Source organism: uncultured Cyclobacterium sp., from assembly GCF_963977555.1.
Lineage (GTDB): Bacteria > Bacteroidota > Bacteroidia > Cytophagales > Cyclobacteriaceae > Cyclobacterium.
In genome coordinates this window covers 288,010-308,360 of sequence record NZ_CAXBPD010000001.1, presented here as the reverse complement: position 1 = coordinate 308,360, position 20,351 = coordinate 288,010, and the positions used below count along the sequence as shown (strand labels likewise).

Genomic DNA, 20,351 nt, shown 5'->3' with positions numbered 1-20,351 from the left:
AGATAAGATGAATAGAAGAAACTTTATGGGTAAGGTGGTATTGGGTGGAGGAACCATTGCTTCTGCCACACTTACAGGTTTACCGGTACATGCTAGTCAAAATAGGAAAAGTGTGACCATAAACGAAAGTGGAAAGGTTTTACAGGCAGATTTGATTGTAGCTGGGGCTGGGCTTGGAGGCTGTGCTGCTGCTTTTGCTGCACTTAGAAATGGCTTGACTGTGGTGATGACGGAAGAAACAGATTGGTTAGGTGGCCAACTTTCCCAACAAGGTGTACCACCTGATGAACACCAATGGATTGAGTCACATGGTGCACCTGAATTGTATAGGATTTTTAGAGAAAAAATCAGGGATTATTACAAAAGATATTTCCCTTTAACTCCTGAAGCCGCATCCAATAAATTATTAAATCCAGGAGGAGGGTCGGTGTCAAGACTTTGCTTTGAACCGAAGGTGGGGCATATGGTTTTGGAGGAAATGTTTGCAGCCTATGAAAGTTCTCGCAAACTTATCCTTTTAAAGCATCACAAGGTAGAATCTGCAAAAGTAGCAGGTAAAAGAGTGCAAGCGTTGACTGCTAAAAACTTGCTTACCAATAAAAATGTTCTTTTGGAAGGGGAATATTTTGTGGATGCCACGGAATTAGGGGACTTGCTCCCTTTGACTGGAACAGCTTACATCACTGGGAGTGAAGCAAAAGGTGACACAGGAGAATTTCATGCTGGAGTGACCCATCGGCCAGATAATAACCAGGCCTTTACTGTTTGTTTTGCAATTGATTATGTCAAAGGGGAGGACTGGACAATTCCTAAACCTTCAAATTACGATTATTGGAGAAATTTCACTCCTGAAATGAATCCTCCATGGGCTGGAAAAATGCTTGAACTTAACTATAGCAGCCCGAAAGACTTACAGCCAAAGGAACTTGGATTTCACCCAGAAGGCTTAAAGACAGGTAATAGTTTGAATTTGATGGTTTACCGAAAAATCATTTCTCAAGCAAATCATCAGCCGGGGTTTTATCAGGGAGACGCCACCCTGGTAAATTGGCCACAAAATGATTATGTGTCCGGAAATATAATAGATGTAAGTGAGAATGAATTTAAAAAGCACCTTGACGCTGGCAAGCAACAAAGCTTGTCTTTACTATATTGGTTGCAAACGGAAGCTCCTAGACCGGATGGAGGTAAGGGATGGTCAGGACTTAGGTTGAGAAATGACTTAATGGGTACGGAGGATGGCTTGGCAAAATATCCTTACGTAAGAGAAGCCAGGAGAATAAAAGCCCTCTTTACGGTAAAAGAAGAGCATGTGGGAGCTGCCCAACGCGCCCAGGTTTCGGGACTTGAAGGAAAGGATTTAAAAGCAGCAGACTTTTATGATAGTGTAGGTATTGGTTATTACCATATTGATTTACACCCAAGTTGCGGTGGAGACAATTACATAGATTTTGGATCCCTGCCATTTCAGATCCCTTTAGGTGCATTGATCCCTCAGGAAACGGAAAACCTATTGCCTGCAAATAAGAATATTGGGACAACGCATATTACCAATGGTTGCTACCGTTTACATCCTGTTGAATGGAGTATTGGTGAAGCGGTTGGGATGTTGGTTCCTTTTGCAATAAGTAAGAAAGTTAGTCCTAAAACTGTTAGAGAGGACAGTAATTTGTTAAAAGAATTCCAATCCTTTGTAAGGACACAAGGAATTGAGACTGCATGGCCAGCGTCTGTTAAGTAGGCTTAACCCTTTTGAGATAAGTATCTGTACCAGATAAAGGTATTAATTCGAAAAGGAATATATTGAATGAATAAAAAAAGTGCCTGAAAACATTGGGTTTTCAGGCGCTTTTTACTTTCAGTTAAAAATTATCTAACACCGATTTTTTGGATCAACCAATCGTGTCCTTCAGCGCTCTGCTCTGAATAGCGCCAATGTGCAGCATCGTGATAAAGAGACAATTCTTTTTTACCAGGCACAACATTATAGGCAGAATACATGGAAGTTGGAGGGCAAACATTGTCATTAAAGCCCCAGGAATAGAAACCCGGAACTTTTACAAATCTCGCAAAATTAACGACATCATAATACTTTGAGGTTTCAATTTTGTTGGGTTGATTGCTCCATTCATCTCTGAACAAATGTGGCCAACCTCCTGCACGACCATGCAGGTAACCTGTAAGGTCTGAAAGGGCAGGGTAATAGCTCACCAGGTATTTGATTCTCTCATCCAAGCCTGCTGTTATGATCGACAAGGCACCTCCCTGGCTTCCACCCATTACGCCAATATTTTCACCATCAAATTCCTCTTGTGCAAAGATAAAGTCCACCGCTCTCACGCAGCCTAAATAAACCCTCTTGTAATAATATTTGTCTTTGTCATCAAGAAAGATCCTATTGTAACCATTTAAAGCGCCTGCGCCTAAGTCTTGATACAGAGAAGATTCATAAAGATTAACAGGGATACCATGGATTCCAATCTGTAAAGAAATGACATTCTGATTAAGATTGGCACCAGAGTAAGGTCTGATTCCCGCTCCTGGTACATGTAGGATAGCTGGGTATTTGCCTGGTTTCTTAGGCTTGGTTAAAATGCCATAAATATCACCACTGATGTTCTTAAAGGAAACGTGGTAAACATTTGTATGGTGGGTTGAACGTTCTGGCATAAGGGTAAGTACAGGTGCTAAAGGAATTTTCTTTAGGGCCTCCTTGCCTTCATCCCAAAATGCCTTGAAGTCATCAGGTAAGGTAGTTGTTGGTTGGATATCTAAAGGTGTCACCCCTGCTGTACCTGTGTTGCTATAGGTTTCTCCATTTTCTTTGTAGGTGACCTGACACCTGACAAAACCAGGAGTATTCAGCTTTCCACCATTAATTGTAGTGGTACCCTTCTTTAAGGTGCTGGTACCTGTTAAGACAGGATTCATTTTTTCCGGACCAATTTCATATTCTATTTCAGCTCCTTCTACTAATTTTCCAAATTTATATACCGCTACATCAAATGAAATGTTATCCCCTTTTTGGTAAATCATGTCTGGGGATGATGGGCTTACCATTATACGGATAAGCTGGCCTTGTTGGGATTGTCCCAAGGCTAGTTGGCTGAAGACCAGTCCAACGAAAAGTAATAAGAGATAACATTTTTTCATTGATAAATAATTTTGGTTAAAATTGTTAATAGTTCTGATTTATGAATAGAAAATCTATTTCTAGGATAGAAGTATTCCTTAATCCCGAAAATACAATAATTCTTCTTTTCTAAGGTGAAAACACCTAAAAAATCACCGGCATAACTTTCTCAGAAATGCCGATTTAGCCCATCTGAATTTTTATGATATCTTAACCTTTTACAATAGAGAATTGTAGGTAAGGGTTAAATTAGGTTAAAAGGCGTTTAGCTGCGGAATTAAAAAATATATTAATGGGTTGAAATAGGAAAAATCCATTATTTTGGCCAAATTTGTACCTACTCGGAGAAATAATACCTAATTATCTTGAAGATTGTACTGGATTGAAATGGGTTTTTTCCAGAACTCTTGCTCTTCCTGATGAATAAAATTTCAGTTATTTGGGAAGCATTTACTGGAAGATCGGGTAAATATCTGGATGAAACTAACGTAAGAACAAAAAATAATTTATGGCAAAATCGAAAGAAACTTTTAATAAAAAAGAAAAAGAGAAAAAAAGATTAAGGAAGAAGAAAGAGAAGGAAGAAAAAAAAGAGGTAAGGAAATCCAATTCCAATAAAGGAGGAGATCTGGATGATATGATTGCCTATGTAGACGAAGATGGAAATATCACTTCAACGCCCCCTGATCCTACAGTTAAGAAGAAAAAAATTGAGCTTGAAGACATTGAAGTAAGTGTATCTAAGCAAGCACCTATAGATCCTGAAGATCTCAGAAGAAAGGGTAAAGTTACTTTTTTCAATGAATCCAAAGGTTACGGGTTTATTAAAGATTTAGAATCTCAGGACAGTATATTTGTCCATGTAAAAGGATTGGTTGACGACGTCAGAGAGAATGATCAAGTAACCTTTGAAACTGAAAAAACTCCTAAAGGTTTAAGTGCTATTGATGTAAAACTAGCCACTTAATCCTTCTATCGTTTTATATAAATTCCTTGAGCAAAGTTATGTGACAGCAATGGCGCTTTCACTTCTTTGCCTAAGATGATATTTGCCGTAAGGCGCTGATAAGTACTTGAATTCCATCTAAAAAAAAACATTTTCTGGTTTTTTAAAAGATGGAATTTTTTATTTCCATGGCTTACTTAAATCACCTCAAAACCATTTCGATTGGTTTTGAGGAGATTTTTTAGTTGTTAGAATAGAGGTTTTTGTTTTGATAAGGAGGAATTCAATACCGGAAAGGAACATGTGTGTTAACCCAACAGGATATTTTTGATCTCGATCCAATTGTTTACCCTTTCATGTTTACCAGGGCTGGATTTTTCATTGTGGGGCTGCGTAAAAAGAAAGGTTTTCCCATGAAACACATCAAGATTTTTAAAATGATCATCGATCATAATGTCGGTCTTAATGATATCTTTTGAACCGCAAAACACCATTTGTTGCCAGCTGATAAACGGGAAATGTTTGCTAAGCCAAATATGCTTTTCTGTCAAGCTTAGTGGGAATTCAGTGGCTGCAGAGACGATGAAAATTTTATATTGCTTAGACAGCTCCTCTACAACCTCCTGTGCACCTGGGATGAGGGGCACTGTTTCAAAAAAACCTTTGGTGTTCACATGTTTTAAAAGGTGAGGGAAAGCTTCTGCTTCTGTCAACCCTACCATGTCACTCCTTTGTAGCGTCATACCACTTTCGCTAAAGTGCATATCAATAAATTGCTGATACACATCTGCCAGCACCCCGTCCATGTCTATGGCAATGGTTTTCATGAATCCTTGTTGTTTAAAGCATCAACCAACTGACGATTAAGTTTTCGTTCTCTTTCCAAGGTGTTCCTCCTGTGCAATTCAAATTCCTCCCGAAGGTCCTCAAGGCTTTGCTGTGTTTCAGCTGTTACTTGATGGCTTCTCTTAAACCGGAAATAAGAAATAACCAAAATTAATATTAAGAGTATGATTATTCCCCATACCAGATTGTTATAAAAATTCTTGTGCAATAACATCCCAAAAATGCTAAAACTATCTTTCTCCTCAACTGCCCTATCAAAATCTGCTTTGGTGGTAGTGAGCCGTTGATTCAAGTCGGTAATTTGTGTTTTGTTTTCTTGCAACGTCGTTTTTAATTCCTGAATTGTAGTTTGGTACCCATTAATAGAATCCAATATATTGGATTGGAGTTTTTCAAGGGAACGAAATTTGATGACTTTATACTCTTGATAGTTGGTTGATACCTTTTTCAAATAGTCAAATTGTTGTTCAATCGTACCATCTTCTATCCCTTCGGAGGTAGTGGTAGCTTCTTCCTGAGCCGAAAGTTTTAAGCTTAGGGATAGCAATAAGGTGAATAAAAAATAGCGGATCATCATAATGCAATTGGTTAATTTTTTAATTAATCTATTCTAGTATAATCAATTTCTCTGCAAAATAGACAAAATTTCAAAGCTTTGTCCAATTGTTCTCTGTACAATTTGCATCTCCCTTTCCTTTCGGAATATTAATGCAAACAATAGCAATTCATAAAAAATTGGTTTATGAAATGCTACTATTAGGTAACGCTAATTCTAAATTTAAATTAAATCAGATTATTCTTCGTCGATGGCTTGTAAAATGCATTTACAAGCCAATCTTATTTCTTCTTTGCTGATGGTAAGTGGAGGTGCGATACGCATGGCATTGTCGCAGTATAAAAACCAATCTGTTATGACCCCACCTGCTATACATCGGTCTATTATAGGTTTTAATACATCAAAAGAGTCGAAAGCTACTGCCATCATCAGCCCTTTATTTCTAATCTCCTTGATTTTGGGATGCTTCAACAAGCTTTTAAACAATTCCGCTTTTTCCTCTACTTGTGTTATTAAGTTTTCATCTAAAATTGCTTTGATGGTGGCCAAAGATGCTGCCGCACTCACTGGGTGTCCTCCAAAGGTAGTTATATGACCTAACAATGGATTTTCTTTCAAGGCATCCATGATTTTTTTGGAAGAAATAAAAGCGCCAATTGGCATTCCACCACCCATGCCTTTGGCACATACTAAGATATCTGGTTGGATATCAAAATGCTCAAAAGCCCAAAATTTTCCTGTTCTACCAAAACCGGCTTGTACCTCATCCAATATCAATAGGGTACCAGTCTGGTTACATTTTTCACGCAAGGCCCTGAAATAATGCTTGTCAGCCACTCTTATTCCTGCCTCCCCTTGTATTGTTTCTAAAATTATGGCAGCCGTTTCGGTAGTAATAAAGCTGAGTTGGTCCTCGACGCCATACGCGATGTTTCTAATGCCAGGAAGCAATGGTCTGTATGCTCGTTTAAAAATTTCGTTTCCTCCGATTGACAAGGCCCCGTGTGAAGAACCATGGTAAGCATCTGTGCAGGAGATGATTTCTTTTCGATTATTGTATCTTTTGGCCAGCTTCAAAGCGCCCTCGATTGCTTCACTACCGCTATTGACCAAATATACATTGTCAAGTCCTTGTGGGAGTGTATCGACTAAAGCTTTTGCTAAAAGATTTTGAGGTTGTTGAACATATTCTCCATAGACCATCAAATGAAGGTATTTATCCAATTGATTTCGGATAGCCTCTAATACTTTTGGATGGCGATGGCCAATGTTGGACACCCCAATTCCCGCAATAAGGTCCATGTATTTTTCGCCTTTAGGACCATAAAGAAATACCCCTTCTGCTTTTTCTATCTCTATCAGCAGAGGGAAATCAGTGGTTTGAGCCAAATGAGATAAAAATAACTGTCGATTGTTCATAATATTTAATTACAAATGGTAAAATCCTATTTCTAGCACAGTTTTTCGCGAAAATCAGGCATTTATTAATGATGGATGACAAAAGTAATCATAATAAGGCCTGTAAAGAAACACCAATCAATGAAGGTGCGTTTAAAACATTTTTTTATATGGAAAAAATGGATAGTCATCCCTTGAAATATCCAAGTAATGTGAAATTAATGTCCCTAAATTAGGGTTTATCTGGTACAAATCACTTAATTTGAAACTTACAAATTCATAAACCAAAATATACCAATGAAATCAAAATCCTTTTATTTGTTTTTAGTATTGGGTGTAAGTGGCGCCTTTTCCGTAACAGCTCAGGAAAAAGAAATTAAATTACCACCTCAAGCCACTGAATTTTATGAGCCCGTTGTCCAACCCGTAAGCCCAGGGAATGAGAACCACCTGCCTCCAGCAGACGCCATAGTACTTTTTAATGGAAGTAGCCTGGATGCGTGGGTTAGTGAGAAGGATGGAAGCTTTCCAAAATGGGAAGTAAAAGATGGCGTTTTTACTGTAGTAGCCAAAACTGGAGGTATCAAAACCAAAGAAAATTTTGGTGATGTACAAGTGCATCTTGAGTGGCGCTCGCCAAGTGTTGTGAAAGGGGATGGTCAAGGCCGTGGCAATTCAGGTTTTTTCCTAATGGGGAAATATGAATTACAGATTTTGGATTCCTATGATAATAAAACCTATTCTAACGGACAGGCAGCAAGTATTTATAAACAACACCCGCCTTTGGTAAATGCTACTCGCCCACCAGGTGAATGGAATACTTATGATGTGATTTTTACAGCTCCGCGATTTAATACGAAAGGTATGTTGATAAGCCCTGCAAGAATTACAGTCCTACATAATGGAATCCTTGTTCAAAACAATGTAGAACTTAGAGGACCTACAGAATACATTGGTATACCACATTATGTGGAGCATGAAGGGCAGTTGCCATTCCATATCCAGGATCATGGGAACCCTGTTAGTTTTAGAAATATTTGGGCAAGAAAGTTAGATTGAACCGTGCAATAGCCTAAACCTATTTAATAATGAATTCCAGAAGAAAATTTATTCATAAAACACTGCTTAGCTCTGCAGGCTTAGCTGCATTACCTAATTTTTTATCAGCAGAACATTTGAAAGCTCGTGCTAACAGAGTAGGAGCAAATGACCAGATTAATTTCGGATTGATTGGTTGTAAGGGCATGGGATGGTCAAACATGCACAGCCATTTACGAATTCCTGAAGTCAATTGTGTAGCCTTGGCGGATGTTGACCAGAGTGTATTGGATCAACGTACAGAAGATGTTTACAAGCTAAGAGGGAAAAGACCGAAACAATACAAAGATTACAGGCTGATGTTGGAAGATCCCAACATCGATTCAGTAATAATAGGTACACCCGATCATTGGCATTGCTTGAATTTGATAGATAGTCTCTCTGCGGGCAAACATGCTTATACCGAAAAGCCACTAGCGAATTCTATAGAAGAATGTAACTTAATGGTTAAAGCTGCAGACAGATATGGTAAGTTGATACAGGTGGGCCAGTGGCAACGAAGTGGCTCTCAATATGCGCAAGCCATAGAGATGGTCAAGTCAGGAAAACTAGGGAATATCAGGCTGGTTAAAACCTGGGCTTACCAAGGATGGATGAATCCTGTTCCAAAGATTCCGAATAGTCAGCCTCCTGCTGGTGTAGATTATAAAATGTGGCTTGGACCTGCACCCGACAGACCGTTCAATGCCAATAGGTTTCATTTCAACTTTCGTTGGTTTTGGGATTATGCTGGTGGTTTGATGACCGACTGGGGAGTTCATGAAATTGACATTGCCTTGCACGCAATGGGAGTAAGTGCTCCTAAATCTATCATGGCTTCTGGTGGTAAATTGGCTTATCCTGATGATGCGTCAGAAACGCCGGATACCTTACAGACCGTTTATGAATATGATGGTTTTAACATGCTATGGGAGCATGCTACAGGTATTGATGGTGGGAATTATGGAACTACTGAGGGGATCGCTTTTATTGGAAATAATGGCACGCTGGTGGTAAACCGAGGTGGCTGGAAAGTGATTGCCGAAACCGAGAACGTAAATGGTAACAAAAAGGGAAAAATTGAAGCCATTGAACTTATAAAACCAGAAGGGTCTGCTCAGAGGATTCATTGCAGGAATTTTGTAGAAGCTATGAAAGCGAATGATGCTTCAATGCTAAATTGTGGAATTAAAACTGGATCAATTGCAGCAATCAATGCACATATGGGGAATATTGCCTATAAATTAGGTGAGAAAATCTATTGGGATGCAGAGAAAGGCCAATTTACGAGCGGAAAAGCCAATAAATTAATTAAAGCCAATTACAACAACGGGTGGAAGTTGCCTAAAGTGTAATTTGTATTTATACAAATGAAAGAGGGATGCATTTTTGCATCCCTCTTTCATTTTCAGAGCATTCTATAGGTAAAAGTCGATAGGGGAACCGACTGCTGTTTAATAATTGTCTAGCATTTTTTTTATATGAGCCTTGGCATTGAACATGTCTTGAAATTCATCTTTAATTACATGCCCTTTGTCCAATAGGTAGGTGATTCGTTTAGGAATACCTATGATAGGTACCAAGGCATCATATTTCTTACATACCTCACCACTGGTGTCTGAGAGCAAATCAAATGGAAGTTTGTTTTCTTTTTTGAAACGCAGATGGGTATCCATATCGTCTCTGCTAATTCCAATAACAGGGATGTCTAAATCTCTGAAATCCTCAAACTGATCTCTGAATTCGCAGGCCTGAGCAGTACAGCCACCTGTGAAATCTTTAGGGTAGAAATAAATAACACATGCTTTGCCAAAGAAATCTTTAGAAAGCTTAAAATCCGAGCCGGAGGTGGAAGGTAATGTAAAGTCTGGTGCTTTTTGGCCTTTGCGTAATCCCATTTTTTTAATTAGTTAAACAAACTTTATAACATTTAGTTTTCTTTTGCACCTTTTATCTTCATTTCGGAACCAATTTTTATTGAACGTGCTTTTAATGGGGTGATTTTTATTTACAATTAATAATAATGTTTTGAGTAATTCAAGTGTAAAGCACATGTTGCTGGCAGTGTGTTTTTTCGCACTGATGAATGTAGCAGTGAAAACTTTGCCCCATATTCCAGCAATTGAAATTATCCTTTTCCGTTCTGTTTTTAGTTTTATAGCTAGTTATCTTATTCTAAAACGTAATTCAGTACCTGTTTTTGGGAACAACAGGCAATTATTAGTGATAAGGGGAATCGTGGGTTCCATTGGTTTAATTACGTTTTTTTATACGTTGCAACATATTCCCTTGGCAAGTGCCGTAACAATTCAGTACCTCGGCCCAATTTTCACCAGTATTTTGGGAATATTTATAGTTAAAGAAAAAGTTAAACCTAAACAATTCCTATTTTTCGCCATAGCTTTTTCAGGAGTAATAATGATTGAAGGGTTTGACCCAAGAATTGATGGCTTATTTTTGGTTATAGGCATTACTTCCGCCTTGTTTTCCGGCTTGGCATATAATGTGATCAGGAAACTTAAAAATACTGAGCATCCATTGGTGATAGTATTCTACTTTCCTCTAGTGACCATTCCAATAGCTGGAGTGCTTAGTTATTTTTTTTGGATACAACCGGAAGGATGGGATTGGGCCTTTCTACTTTTAATAGGCATATTGTCTCAACTTGCACAGTATTTTATGACAATTTCTTATCAGAATGCCAATTTGGCAAAAGTTTCTAGCTTGAATTATATTGGGATAATCTTTGCTTTGGGTTTTGGATTCATCCTTTTTGATGAGACCTATAATTTATTTACCTACGGAGGCATGTTATTGGTTCTTTCAGGCGTAATCCTTAACTTTTTATATACAAGGGATCTGAAATCAAAATAATGGGTCAAAATGTGGTTTAAGCCGCTTAAACCTGTAAATTTGAGATTTATAGCGCTGCTGAATATGAAAATAACCAAAGACCTTTACCATAGTTCTCTAACCCTACTGACTGATTATTACCAATTTACAATGGCATATGCCTATTGGAAAGCTGGGAAAGCCGAGGAAGAGACCATTTTCAATCTCTTTTTCAGAAAAAACCCTTTCCAAAGCGGGTTCACCATAGCCGCAGGCTTGGATTATGTGATTGATTACTGCAGGAACATGAAGTTTGGTGAAAATGATTTGGCTTTTTTGGCTGAAATGAAAGAGGCTAATGGAGAAAAAGTCTTTGAAAGCGGATTCATTGATTACTTGAAAAACATGACCTTTAGCTGTGACATAGATGCAGTTGAAGAAGGTGAAGTGGTATTTCCCAATATGCCTATGGTCAGAGTTAAAGGCCCACTGATCCAGTGTCAGCTTTTAGAAACTCCTTTATTGAATATCATCAATTTCCAAACATTGATAGCCACCAAGGCTGCAAGGATTGTTTTAGCAGCAAATGGCGATCCGGTGATGGAGTTTGGCTTGAGAAGGGCACAAGGAATAGATGGTGCACTAGCAGCTAGTAGGGCCTCATATATTGGAGGCTGCTCCTCTACTTCAAATGTTATGGCAGCCAAGCTATTTGGTATACCTGTTTCTGGTACGCATGCCCACAGTTGGATCATGTCTTTTGAAAATGAACTTTCTGCTTTTGAATCCTATGCGGAAACTTTCCCTGACAATACCACCTTACTCGTAGACACCTATGATATCGTTCAGGGTGTCAAACATGCGATAGAGGTAGCAGGAAAGTTAAAAGATCAAGGAAAGGAATTAAAAGCAATTAGAATAGACTCTGGTGATTTGGCTTACTTCAGTAACCTCGCCAGAAAAATGTTAAACGAAGCTGGGTTTCCCAATGTTAAAATTGTGGCCAGTAATGACCTTGATGAGCATATCATCACTTCCTTAAAAATGCAGGAAGCATCGATAGATGTTTGGGGTGTTGGAACTAAACTTGTAACGGCATATGATCAACCTGCACTTGGAGCAGTATATAAGCTTTCGGCGTTGAAAAGTAAAGATGGGGATTGGGTGCCAAAAATTAAATTGTCCCAACAATCAATAAAAATTAATATTCCCGGATACCATAACGTTTTAAGGTATACTGCTGGAGGTAAAGCCATAGCTGATATGATTTACTTAGAAGGTATGGAGAAAAGTGATACCGTTACCATCATAGACCCTATAGATCCTACCCGAAGGAAGAAAATCTCTGTAGACAATGCGGAAGTAGAAGTGCTTCTAAAGCCAATTTTCAGCAAGGGAGAGAAAGTGTACGATCGACCAAGTATTCAACAAATCAGGAAGCGAACCCAGGATCGGTTAGCAATTTTTGATAAAACCCATAAAAGATTGATTAATCCTCATATATACCCAGTAGGGCTGGAAGCGAACTTGTATGAGTACCGAACAGCCCTGGTATTGAAAGCTAAAGCAATGGACAATGGCAATTAACTTAAATAAAAGTGCGCTCATCGTTGTTGATGTGCAAAATGATTTTTTACTGGGAGGAGCGCTTGCCGTAGCGAATGGGGATGAAGTAATACCTGTTATCAATCAGGTTCAGGATAAATTTGCTCTTGTAGTAGCTACGCAGGATTGGCACCCGGCAAATCACGGCAGTTTCGCTGCCAATCATGAAGGCAAGAAGGTTGGTGATTTCATAAACCTAAAAGGTGTTAATCAGTACCTGTGGCCCATCCATTGTGTGGAAAATTCAGAGGGGGCTGGTTTTCCTAAGGCTTTACAGGGTCAAACCTGGAACAAAATATTTAAAAAAGGCACCAATCCTGAAGTAGATTCCTACAGTGGTTTTTTTGATAACGGTAAAATAGAAGAAACTGGCTTAAGTGACTTCCTAAAAGGTGAAGGCATAGAAAAAGTATTTGTTACTGGTCTAGCGGCAGATTACTGTGTCAAATTTACGGTATTAGACGCCCTGGATTTAGGATTTGAAACTTATTTGTTGACCGATGCTACCAAGGGAGTAAATGTTTCCCCAAATGACACAAATGACGCCTTAACAGAAATGGAAAAAAAGGGTGCCATTTTGATTCAAAGCAATGCCTTGTTGTAATTTAATGCCGAAATTTTGAAAGGCTTTCCTAATCCTATTGTCTGATGCAATCGATTCAGGAATTAATTTTATGTTGGTAATGCCTGATTTTTTACAAGCCGTTTATTCGTATAAAAAATTGGCTATCAATTACTGCTCATTTCGATTTATGTCTTGGCCAATAGGCTTGGAGGTAATAAAAAAACCACCATTGATGCTACTGAAAAGGTTTAATATTGTAATCAAGGGCAATAGGATTAAACCTGGTTTACGTAACAGGATTTGTTAAGCCTTTCCGTGTTGACGGAAGGTGTTGTAGTCGAAAGAAAACAAGTCTGTTTGGAGATTTTAGCATAGAGACGCTATGCTAAAATCTCCAAACAGCAATGAAGTGGCTGATTTTGTACCCTGGGGTGGATCAGCACTCAACAGATTGTCTATTGCATCTTTAGGGTTAAACCTCAGGCTCTTTGGTTGCGTGTAATTTCCCCATTTCCTGGTCAATGGTCCAAAGCCCGATACCTTCTTCACCTATTATGTCGAAAATCTCCAAAGCCCTTCTTGCAAGTGTTTCCTCTTCTCGCTGTTCAGTTACATACCATTGCATAAAACTGAAAGTGGCAAAGTCTTTTACATTGAAACAATGATCTACAATGATATTAATAGACTTTGTAACTTCAATTTCATGTTCAAGAATCAATTCAAAAACCTCTCTGAGGGAGTTGAAATGTTGTCTGATATTTGTGACTTCAGGTTGGATAGCATGGCCACCTGCTTCATTTATATACCTGAATAGTTTAAGCATATGACCTCTTTCTTCTTCGGCATGGTCATATAAAAATCGAGCAGAATTTGAGAATCCTTGCATCTCAGCCCATGAAGCCATAGAAAGGTAGTAGGCGGAAGATTTTCCTTCCATTTCTACTTGTTTATTTAGTTTAGCCTCCGTATCCATTAACAATGACCTTTTTAAGGTCACAATTTCTTTTTCTTTAATTTTCATAATATTATTTTTATTTTTTGAACAACTTCCATCTCCTTTTAAAAGGTCTTACCAGTATTCTACACTTTTTATCACCTTCGAGTTGCATAATAAAAGATAAATATAGTTATTTTCATTGGCCATACGCACATTGTGAAGGCGCAAATCTTAATTTTAAACCATTCTAAGGAAGCACCATTACTTCGATTTTACTAGCAAATTTTTCTGTGTGAAATACCCTGTGGGTAGCCTTGATAAAATCTTCACTTTCAGCTTCAAAAATATTCTCAACATATTTTTGAGGGTTTCTGTCGATTAATGGAAACCAGGTACTTTGAATTTGAATCTGAATTTTATGGCCTTGTTTAAAAGTGTGAAATACGTCTTGTAACCTGAAATCTACAGCTGAAATTTGGTCCGGCACAAATTGTTTTGGAAATTCAAAACTCTCCCTATACCTTCCCCGAAGGACTTCTGACCGAACCATGAGGTGGTAATTCCCCATTTCCACACCATCAAGTACAAACTCATGGTTAGGATAATCACCAGGGTAAATATCTATCAATTTCACAATCCAATCAGCATCTGTTTGAGAAGTAGCTACTTTTAAGCGGGCCATAATCTCCCCTGCCAAGGTCATGTCCTCTTGTAAAACCTCAGTTTCAAAGGTCAAAACGTCGGGTCTTCTTGCTGCAAATCGTTGGTCATCGGCCATGTATTTACGAGGGGTGAAGTTTAATTTGATGTCTTGGCTATAGGGGACTGGGTTGGCGGGGTCGGAAATAAAAGTAGAAAACCGATCGCCTTCTGGTGTTTTAACTGACAACTTGCCTTTGTCATGTAAATAGAAGCTTTTCCATTGGCTGTTTTTAGGTGGCCATTCATTGAATTTTTCCCATTGATGTTTTCCGGTATCAAACATATAAGCTTCTGGAAGAGCTGGCTTTCCTTCCCCAGCCTTTTTTAAAAAATGGTTGAAAAATTCTTGTTCTATATTCTTTTGATACCAGGTAGAAATAGAATCACCAAAGTAAATATTTGAAATGATTTGAGGTCCTGTTTCCCTTGACCAATCTCCATGTGACCAGGGGCCAATAACGATGGCATTGTAGGTGTTGGGATTATTGCTTTCTATGGTTTTATATATGGTAAGTGAACCGTAAAGATCTTCTGCGTCAAACCAGCCCCCTACAGTGAGTACTGCAGGCTTTACCTCTTTTAAGTGTGGAATAATGCTCCTCTTTTGCCAGAAGGAATTGTAATTCGGATTGTCCTTTAATTGTTGCCAAAAGAAATTGTCTTCTCCATACCATTTGTCTGCATTTTTAAGTGGTCCCATGTCCATGAAAAATTGGTACCCATCACTGGTTTCTGGGTTGACCATATCGTACCAAGCCTCCTCTGTCGGCCCGTCTTTTTGGTAACCAAAAACGGTAGTTGCTAGCCAGTAACTTAGTAGGTAAGCACCGTTGTGATGGAAATCATCAAAGTAAAAATCACCTATTGGTGCTTGGGGCGAAACTGCTTTTAAATTGGGATGTGAATAGGGCAGGGCAGCGGCACTGTAAAAACCTGGATAACTTATTCCCCAGATTCCAACCTTTTCATTGTGATTACTCACATTGGCGAGTAACCATTCTATGGTATCAAATGTATCCGTACTTTCGTCTATTTCTGTAGAATTAGTCACCCTTTTTGAAAGTGTAGGGCGCATGTTGTCATATTGGCCTTCAGACATCCAACGTCCTCTTACATCTTGATAAACAAATATATAACCATCTTCCATTAAGAAATGAGAGGGGCCAAGTTTGTCTTTCATTTTACCGGAACCGTATGGACCTGCGCTATAGGGCGTCCTTTGCATTAAGATGGGGTAAGTCTTTGATTTGTCTCTAGGGCTATAGACAACAGTGTGTAAGTTAACGCCGTCCCGCATTGGGATATCGTGTTCTGTTTTTTCATAAAGGGTTTCTACCTGACTGATTTCTTGGGCGAACGCCGAATGCAGGTCGAACAAGAATAAGGCGAATAAGACTAAAATGGCACGTAAGTTTATCATGATCATTTTTTGTTTGTTAGTGTCCGTGGCTATCAATAAAGATATTGATTTTTACCCTATTTTGCTCTCAAATTGATTAGCTTTGCTATTAATATAATCCTTATTTTCTTGATTTAGGATAAAATTCCAGAAAGAATTTATGCTAAATCATTGATAAACAATTGAAATTAAATTTGTAATTCCTATAAATGAAGACCATTGCCTTAATTCCTGCAAGATTTGGAGCCACCCGATTTCCCGCTAAATTGTTAGCTGATTTGAGAGGAAAACCACTTATTGCCAGAACTTATTTGAGTACACTGGCTACTGGTGTTTTTGATGAGGTAATGGTGGTAACAGACCATCAATCAATAGCTGATGCCATAAGCAAAGAAGGAGGCAAAGTGTTTTACAGTCAAAAAGCACATGAAAGTGGTTCTGATAGGATAGCGGAGGCGGCTGCATCCATTGAAGCGGATATAATTGTGAATGTGCAAGGAGATGAGCCTTTTCAAGACAAAGCGTCGCTGGCTAACTTGGTTGCTGTATTTGAGGACGATGCGGTGCAAGTAGCTTCGCTTATGTCACCTATTAAGGAAACGAGCCAAATCATAAATCCCAATATAGTGAAGGTGGTTACCGACAAAAATAACTTCTCTCTTTATTTTAGCCGTTCACCCATACCTTTCCAGAGAAATGAATCCTCTTCTCCTGAGTATTTTCGACATATAGGAATTTACGCCTACAAAAAAGAACTATTGATGACATTTACCAAGTGGGAAAAGTCCTTATTGGAAAACGTTGAAATGCTTGAACAGCTAAGATTGTTGGAAAATGGGATCCGTATAAAAATGGTGTCTACTACCCACCAAGCGGTGGCAATAGACGTTCCTGAGGATTTAGATAGAGCCCTTGCCTATTACGACGATCATTTCTCCAAATAAATCACTTTTAATCGCATTCTCCTTAACCCTCACAAATATATGAATTAGCCGTTTAGAAGGTTTAAAGTATGTACGGCTACAAAACCAGCTGTTTCCGTTCTCAGCCGGTGTTTCCCAAGAGAACAAGGTTTAAATCCATTGTCAATGGCCGAAGAGATTTCTTTAGGACTAAAATCACCCTCAGGTCCGATCAATACTAAATAAGACTGATTTGGAGTAGTTTGGTTGATAAGGTGATCACCATTGTCTTGATCTACATAAGCAATAAAGCGCTCGTGTGTCTGAAAAGCTGAGTCAGCAATAAATTTATCGTAATCTACAATAGGGTTTATTACTGGTAACCAAGTTTTAAAGCTCTGTTTACAAGCAGAAATAAGTTTTTTCTCAAGTCGATCCAGTTTCAATCTTGGTCTTTCGATATGTGCAGTTTTTAGAAAGGTAATCTCATTGAACCCCACTTCAGTAATTTTCTCTATCATCCATTCCATTCGGTCCATGTTTTTGGTAGGAGCAATGGCCAGGTGAATATGGAATTTATCCATGGGAGTGAAAATCTGTTCGACTATTTTTAGGCGACACTTTTTTGGATTATTGTCTTCAATATGGCAGGTAAATAATGAACCTTTTCCATTCGTGAACATCACTGTGTCTCCTATGTTTTTCCTTAGTACTTTTCCTAAGTGATTGGATTCCTGAGTATCCAAAGTAAATTCATCCCCATTAATCTCCTCTTCATAAAAAAGCTGCATGACATTGTCGTTTATTCCTTCGAATTTATAAAATTAACGGCAAAGGTTAAATAGGATTTGCCTATTATTGTAGTGAAATCTTTTTGTTGAAAATGAAATAAAATTAATGATGGTAACTAATTCTGATCTTGCCCAAAAGATTCTTAATTCAAGTAACTTGGACTGGCAAAACTGGCTAGAAGAAATACTGGTATCATTTAACTGCGTTACCGGCACGTTGCATGCGTTAAATTCAGAAACTGGACTTTTAGAACTTAAAGGGCAGGTGGGAATTCCCGCGTTTTTGCTGCCAAAGATGAATGTCATTCCTGTGGGTAAAGGCATGGCAGGCATTGCTGCTGAAAGAATGGAAGCAGTTCAAGTGTGTAATTTGCAAACTGATGAATCAGGAGTAGTAAGACCAGGTGCCAAAGACACAAAGGTAGAAGGGGCCATCACTGCCCCTATGATCTTAGAAGGGAAACTATATGGTACTTTGGGAATAGCCATGAAAGATCCATATGAATTCAGTGAGGAAGAAACAAAAGCATTGATGGAGATAGCTGCAGCCTTAGCAACAAAAGTTAAGGCATAGCATTAAATAGGCATTACCCATTCTCCTTAGATAAGGTAAAGGTAAGAAGATTAAATCCAAGCTATATTCTTGGGTTTCGAAAGTAATTGTCTTGTTCTCCAAGTCACCAGTTTATTTTATTAAAAAGCCTCTCAATAATAACCCTTATAAAGCATTATTATTGAGAGGCTTACTTTTTGATAGTGTAAAGGGGATAGAATTATTTTCATCCCAGATGATGCAATAGGATTCGTGAAGCCTGCCCTGACCTTTCTCTGGGAGGGTTGAAATCGCAAGAAAATCAGCCTGTTTGGAGCATTTTCAGGTCCAATGCTTTTACTAATATCACTAAATGTTGAAATCGCAAGAAAATCAGCCTGTTTGGAGCATCGCTAGGGTAAAATTGAAAACAGCAAGGAAGTGGCTGATTTTGCCCAACACGGCGGATCAGCACTTAAAAGAAGGCCTATTGCATATTTCGGGTTAAACCTTCACAAAAATCTTTAAACGGTAAAGGATGTATAAAAACAACCAAACCAAAAGGAGCGCACCGAATGCTTGAAAAACAGGATGCCATTCTTCAGCAAGTGGGGCATACAGTCCCGCAAATAACTTTTGACTGGTAAAACGAAAATCAATAAAACTGTAAGCAAAATAAATGGTTAGTGAGTTAAGGCCTATGACCTGAAAGAAAAAAGCCCATTTTTTTATTTTCCAGACATCTATTACCACATAAAACAAAAGCAAAGTCAAGAAACTCATTCCGCTCGTTAATAATATAAAAGAGCTACTCCAAAGGTGCTTGTTAATGGGGAAATGTAAGTCCCATACCAATGCTAAGAGGATACCTATCACTCCAGCGAAGGCCAAGTATTTGATTTTCTTAGTGTCTAACCAAGCTTTTCCTAAAATTTCTCCAGCCAAGGTTCCAAATATGGTTAGGCAAAGTGCAGAAATTTGAGTCAACAGGCCTAATTCATCAAAAATCTCTTGTTTAAGAATTCCAGGTAAGAAAGTTCGATCAAACCAACCGACTAAATTTCCTTCAAAACTTAAATCACCTGCTCCATATCCGGGAACAGGAATTAGAAATAAAGCAGCATAATATAGCAAAAGTATTAAAATAGCAGCGCCTAATCTTTTATAGAAATCGAAATTCAAATATATCAATGTGGATACAAAAGTAGCAATACCAATTCTACCCAGGACACTTCCCAACCTTATTTGTGACGGCTCGAAAAATGGGACTGGAGAATTTTTAAATAAAATTCCCAGTAGAATAAGTACTAGCATTCTAGTAAATGTTTTTCTATAAAGGGTTGTTTTTGACATTCCCATTGATCTCCCCTTGTTTAAGGAGAAGGTCAGTGACACTCCAGCAATAAACAGAAACAGAGGAAAAATAAAATCGTAAAAAGAAAACCCATTCCAAGCGGGGTGGTAGAATTGTCCAGCCAACCAGTCTATTGCAGAAATACCTGTTTTTCCTTTTAAGAGTACTATAAATGAACCAGCTCCAGCTATAAGTAGCATATCAAACCCTCTTAATGCATCTATAGAGAGTAGCCTTTTAGAAGCTATGGGTGAGGTAGAAACCGGTGAATTTATTTCCGGATCATTTTGATTGATGGGTGGGTTTGTCATGATAAAGACTTTCAGTAAATTTGGGGAGTTTTGTAAAAAACTTAATACTCCCAATTTATTTTAAATTTTTGTATTTAAAAAGGAATTTTATTTCAATAATTATAAAAGAAATAGTAATTAAGGGGTAGGTTTAGTCTTTATCCGGTATAATAATATTAATAAGAATAAAAGAAGAGAATTTTTGAAAATTGGTGGTCTTACTGGTTTGACTGCAATGAGCGGTTTGACATCTGATATTCAAGCAAATAATTTGAATTCTAAAAATTCTCCTAACTCTTTGGGTTTTAATATTTCTGGATATGCATTGCTTACTTTGAAAAAATTTATAGCAAAGTCCGATGACCTATAGAGAATCCGTGAATACAAGGAAAAAAATGTGTGAAAGAGTCAAAGAGCTGTAATTAACCTATATTGCAGACCCTTGCTTGCTGTAAAGTTTAAGAAAAACACCAATATTTTACCTGC

General features: G+C 38.2%; 18 protein-coding genes. 9 read left to right on the top strand and 9 right to left on the bottom strand.

Annotated features, from left to right (window positions below; translation table 11 throughout):
- Positions 1 to 7 precede the first annotated feature (7 nt).
- The gene (locus tag AAC073_RS01065) at positions 8 to 1,741 is read left to right on the top strand and encodes an FAD-dependent oxidoreductase (protein WP_339921975.1); all 1,734 of its coding nucleotides are present in this window, start codon (positions 8 to 10) and stop codon (positions 1,739 to 1,741) included.
- A 128-nt stretch (positions 1,742 to 1,869) separates the two neighbouring features.
- Here AAC073_RS01065 and AAC073_RS01060 read toward each other — a convergent pair whose 3' ends face one another.
- Entirely contained in the window at positions 1,870 to 3,153 is a 1,284-nt protein-coding gene (locus AAC073_RS01060; protein WP_339921974.1) for an acetylxylan esterase, read from the bottom strand.
- 488 nt (positions 3,154 to 3,641) lie between these two features.
- Between AAC073_RS01060 and AAC073_RS01055 the strand changes: the two genes are divergently transcribed.
- Positions 3,642 to 4,100, top strand: a complete 459-nt coding sequence (locus AAC073_RS01055; RefSeq protein WP_048644070.1) for a cold shock domain-containing protein — start codon at positions 3,642 to 3,644, stop codon at positions 4,098 to 4,100.
- Positions 4,101 to 4,387: 287 nt separating this feature from the next.
- Here AAC073_RS01055 and AAC073_RS01050 read toward each other — a convergent pair whose 3' ends face one another.
- From AAC073_RS01050 to AAC073_RS01040, 3 genes are all read right to left on the bottom strand, one after another.
- Complete coding sequence (locus tag AAC073_RS01050) at positions 4,388 to 4,906, bottom strand: HAD hydrolase-like protein (RefSeq protein ID WP_339921973.1); 519 nt, start codon at positions 4,904 to 4,906, stop codon at positions 4,388 to 4,390.
- A complete protein-coding gene (locus AAC073_RS01045; RefSeq protein WP_339921972.1) occupies positions 4,903 to 5,502 on the bottom strand; it encodes a hypothetical protein in 600 nt (199 codons plus the stop codon). The genes AAC073_RS01050 and AAC073_RS01045 overlap by 4 nt, the downstream gene beginning before the upstream one ends.
- Before the next feature lie 216 nt (positions 5,503 to 5,718).
- On the bottom strand, positions 5,719 to 6,900 hold the full coding sequence (locus AAC073_RS01040; protein ID WP_339921971.1) for an aspartate aminotransferase family protein: 1,182 nt from the start codon (positions 6,898 to 6,900) through the stop codon (positions 5,719 to 5,721).
- A 276-nt stretch (positions 6,901 to 7,176) separates the two neighbouring features.
- Here AAC073_RS01040 and AAC073_RS01035 point away from each other — a divergent pair, with 276 nt between their 5' ends.
- Entirely contained in the window at positions 7,177 to 7,938 is a 762-nt protein-coding gene (locus AAC073_RS01035; RefSeq protein ID WP_339921970.1) for a DUF1080 domain-containing protein, read from the top strand.
- Positions 7,939 to 7,967: 29 nt separating this feature from the next.
- On the top strand, positions 7,968 to 9,311 hold the full coding sequence (locus AAC073_RS01030) for a Gfo/Idh/MocA family oxidoreductase (protein ID WP_339921969.1): 1,344 nt from the start codon (positions 7,968 to 7,970) through the stop codon (positions 9,309 to 9,311).
- Between the two features lie 99 nt (positions 9,312 to 9,410).
- Here AAC073_RS01030 and AAC073_RS01025 read toward each other — a convergent pair whose 3' ends face one another.
- Positions 9,411 to 9,854 carry a peroxiredoxin gene (locus tag AAC073_RS01025; protein ID WP_339921968.1) on the bottom strand — a complete coding sequence of 148 codons (444 nt, stop codon included), beginning with the start codon at positions 9,852 to 9,854 and terminating at the stop codon, positions 9,411 to 9,413.
- Between the two features lie 130 nt (positions 9,855 to 9,984).
- Between AAC073_RS01025 and AAC073_RS01020 the strand changes: the two genes are divergently transcribed.
- The 3 genes from AAC073_RS01020 (at position 9,985) to pncA (ending at position 12,997) form a co-directional block, all read left to right on the top strand.
- Positions 9,985 to 10,830, top strand: a complete 846-nt coding sequence (locus AAC073_RS01020) for a DMT family transporter (protein WP_339921967.1) — start codon at positions 9,985 to 9,987, stop codon at positions 10,828 to 10,830.
- Positions 10,831 to 10,893: 63 nt separating this feature from the next.
- Positions 10,894 to 12,375, top strand: a complete 1,482-nt coding sequence (locus AAC073_RS01015) for a nicotinate phosphoribosyltransferase (protein WP_339921966.1) — start codon at positions 10,894 to 10,896, stop codon at positions 12,373 to 12,375.
- Positions 12,365 to 12,997, top strand: a complete 633-nt coding sequence (pncA, locus tag AAC073_RS01010; RefSeq protein ID WP_339921965.1) for a bifunctional nicotinamidase/pyrazinamidase — start codon at positions 12,365 to 12,367, stop codon at positions 12,995 to 12,997. The genes AAC073_RS01015 and pncA overlap by 11 nt, the downstream gene beginning before the upstream one ends.
- A 433-nt stretch (positions 12,998 to 13,430) precedes the next feature.
- Here pncA and AAC073_RS01005 read toward each other — a convergent pair whose 3' ends face one another.
- Positions 13,431 to 13,979: a ferritin gene (locus tag AAC073_RS01005; protein WP_339921964.1), complete on the bottom strand. Its 549-nt coding sequence runs from the start codon at positions 13,977 to 13,979 to the stop codon at positions 13,431 to 13,433.
- Positions 13,980 to 14,142: 163 nt separating this feature from the next.
- Entirely contained in the window at positions 14,143 to 16,017 is a 1,875-nt protein-coding gene (locus AAC073_RS01000; RefSeq protein ID WP_339921963.1) for a CocE/NonD family hydrolase, read from the bottom strand.
- A 188-nt stretch (positions 16,018 to 16,205) separates the two neighbouring features.
- On the opposite strand from AAC073_RS01000, the gene kdsB reads away from it, so the two are divergent.
- Positions 16,206 to 16,940 (top strand): 3-deoxy-manno-octulosonate cytidylyltransferase, encoded by a 735-nt coding sequence (kdsB, locus tag AAC073_RS00995; RefSeq protein WP_339921962.1) that lies wholly within the window; start codon positions 16,206 to 16,208, stop codon positions 16,938 to 16,940.
- A 44-nt stretch (positions 16,941 to 16,984) separates the two neighbouring features.
- Here kdsB and AAC073_RS00990 read toward each other — a convergent pair whose 3' ends face one another.
- Positions 16,985 to 17,689: a 16S rRNA (uracil(1498)-N(3))-methyltransferase gene (locus tag AAC073_RS00990; protein WP_339921961.1), complete on the bottom strand. Its 705-nt coding sequence runs from the start codon at positions 17,687 to 17,689 to the stop codon at positions 16,985 to 16,987.
- 106 nt (positions 17,690 to 17,795) lie between these two features.
- Between AAC073_RS00990 and AAC073_RS00985 the strand changes: the two genes are divergently transcribed.
- On the top strand, positions 17,796 to 18,263 hold the full coding sequence (locus tag AAC073_RS00985; RefSeq protein ID WP_339921960.1) for a GAF domain-containing protein: 468 nt from the start codon (positions 17,796 to 17,798) through the stop codon (positions 18,261 to 18,263).
- 462 nt (positions 18,264 to 18,725) lie between these two features.
- Here AAC073_RS00985 and AAC073_RS00980 read toward each other — a convergent pair whose 3' ends face one another.
- Entirely contained in the window at positions 18,726 to 19,886 is a 1,161-nt protein-coding gene (locus AAC073_RS00980) for a DUF5009 domain-containing protein (RefSeq protein ID WP_339921959.1), read from the bottom strand.
- Positions 19,887 to 20,351 lie beyond the last annotated feature (465 nt).

Coding starts and splice junctions, on each gene's coding strand:
- AAC073_RS01025 (WP_339921968.1), bottom strand. CDS start 9,854: ATGGGATTACGCAAAGGCCAAAAAGCACCAGACTTTACATTACCTTCC.
- AAC073_RS01005 (WP_339921964.1), bottom strand. CDS start 13,979: ATGAAAATTAAAGAAAAAGAAATTGTGACCTTAAAAAGGTCATTGTTA.
- AAC073_RS01015 (WP_339921966.1), top strand. CDS start 10,894: ATGAAAATAACCAAAGACCTTTACCATAGTTCTCTAACCCTACTGACT.
- AAC073_RS01065 (WP_339921975.1), top strand. CDS start 8: ATGAATAGAAGAAACTTTATGGGTAAGGTGGTATTGGGTGGAGGAACC.
- AAC073_RS00990 (WP_339921961.1), bottom strand. CDS start 17,689: ATGCAGCTTTTTTATGAAGAGGAGATTAATGGGGATGAATTTACTTTG.
- AAC073_RS01045 (WP_339921972.1), bottom strand. CDS start 5,502: ATGATGATCCGCTATTTTTTATTCACCTTATTGCTATCCCTAAGCTTA.
- pncA (WP_339921965.1), top strand. CDS start 12,365: ATGGCAATTAACTTAAATAAAAGTGCGCTCATCGTTGTTGATGTGCAA.
- kdsB (WP_339921962.1), top strand. CDS start 16,206: ATGAAGACCATTGCCTTAATTCCTGCAAGATTTGGAGCCACCCGATTT.
- AAC073_RS01000 (WP_339921963.1), bottom strand. CDS start 16,017: ATGATAAACTTACGTGCCATTTTAGTCTTATTCGCCTTATTCTTGTTC.
- AAC073_RS01030 (WP_339921969.1), top strand. CDS start 7,968: ATGAATTCCAGAAGAAAATTTATTCATAAAACACTGCTTAGCTCTGCA.
- AAC073_RS00980 (WP_339921959.1), bottom strand. CDS start 19,886: ATGACAAACCCACCCATCAATCAAAATGATCCGGAAATAAATTCACCG.
- AAC073_RS01060 (WP_339921974.1), bottom strand. CDS start 3,153: ATGAAAAAATGTTATCTCTTATTACTTTTCGTTGGACTGGTCTTCAGC.
- AAC073_RS01050 (WP_339921973.1), bottom strand. CDS start 4,906: ATGAAAACCATTGCCATAGACATGGACGGGGTGCTGGCAGATGTGTAT.
- AAC073_RS01055 (WP_048644070.1), top strand. CDS start 3,642: ATGGCAAAATCGAAAGAAACTTTTAATAAAAAAGAAAAAGAGAAAAAA.
- AAC073_RS01040 (WP_339921971.1), bottom strand. CDS start 6,900: ATGAACAATCGACAGTTATTTTTATCTCATTTGGCTCAAACCACTGAT.
- AAC073_RS01035 (WP_339921970.1), top strand. CDS start 7,177: ATGAAATCAAAATCCTTTTATTTGTTTTTAGTATTGGGTGTAAGTGGC.
- AAC073_RS00985 (WP_339921960.1), top strand. CDS start 17,796: ATGATGGTAACTAATTCTGATCTTGCCCAAAAGATTCTTAATTCAAGT.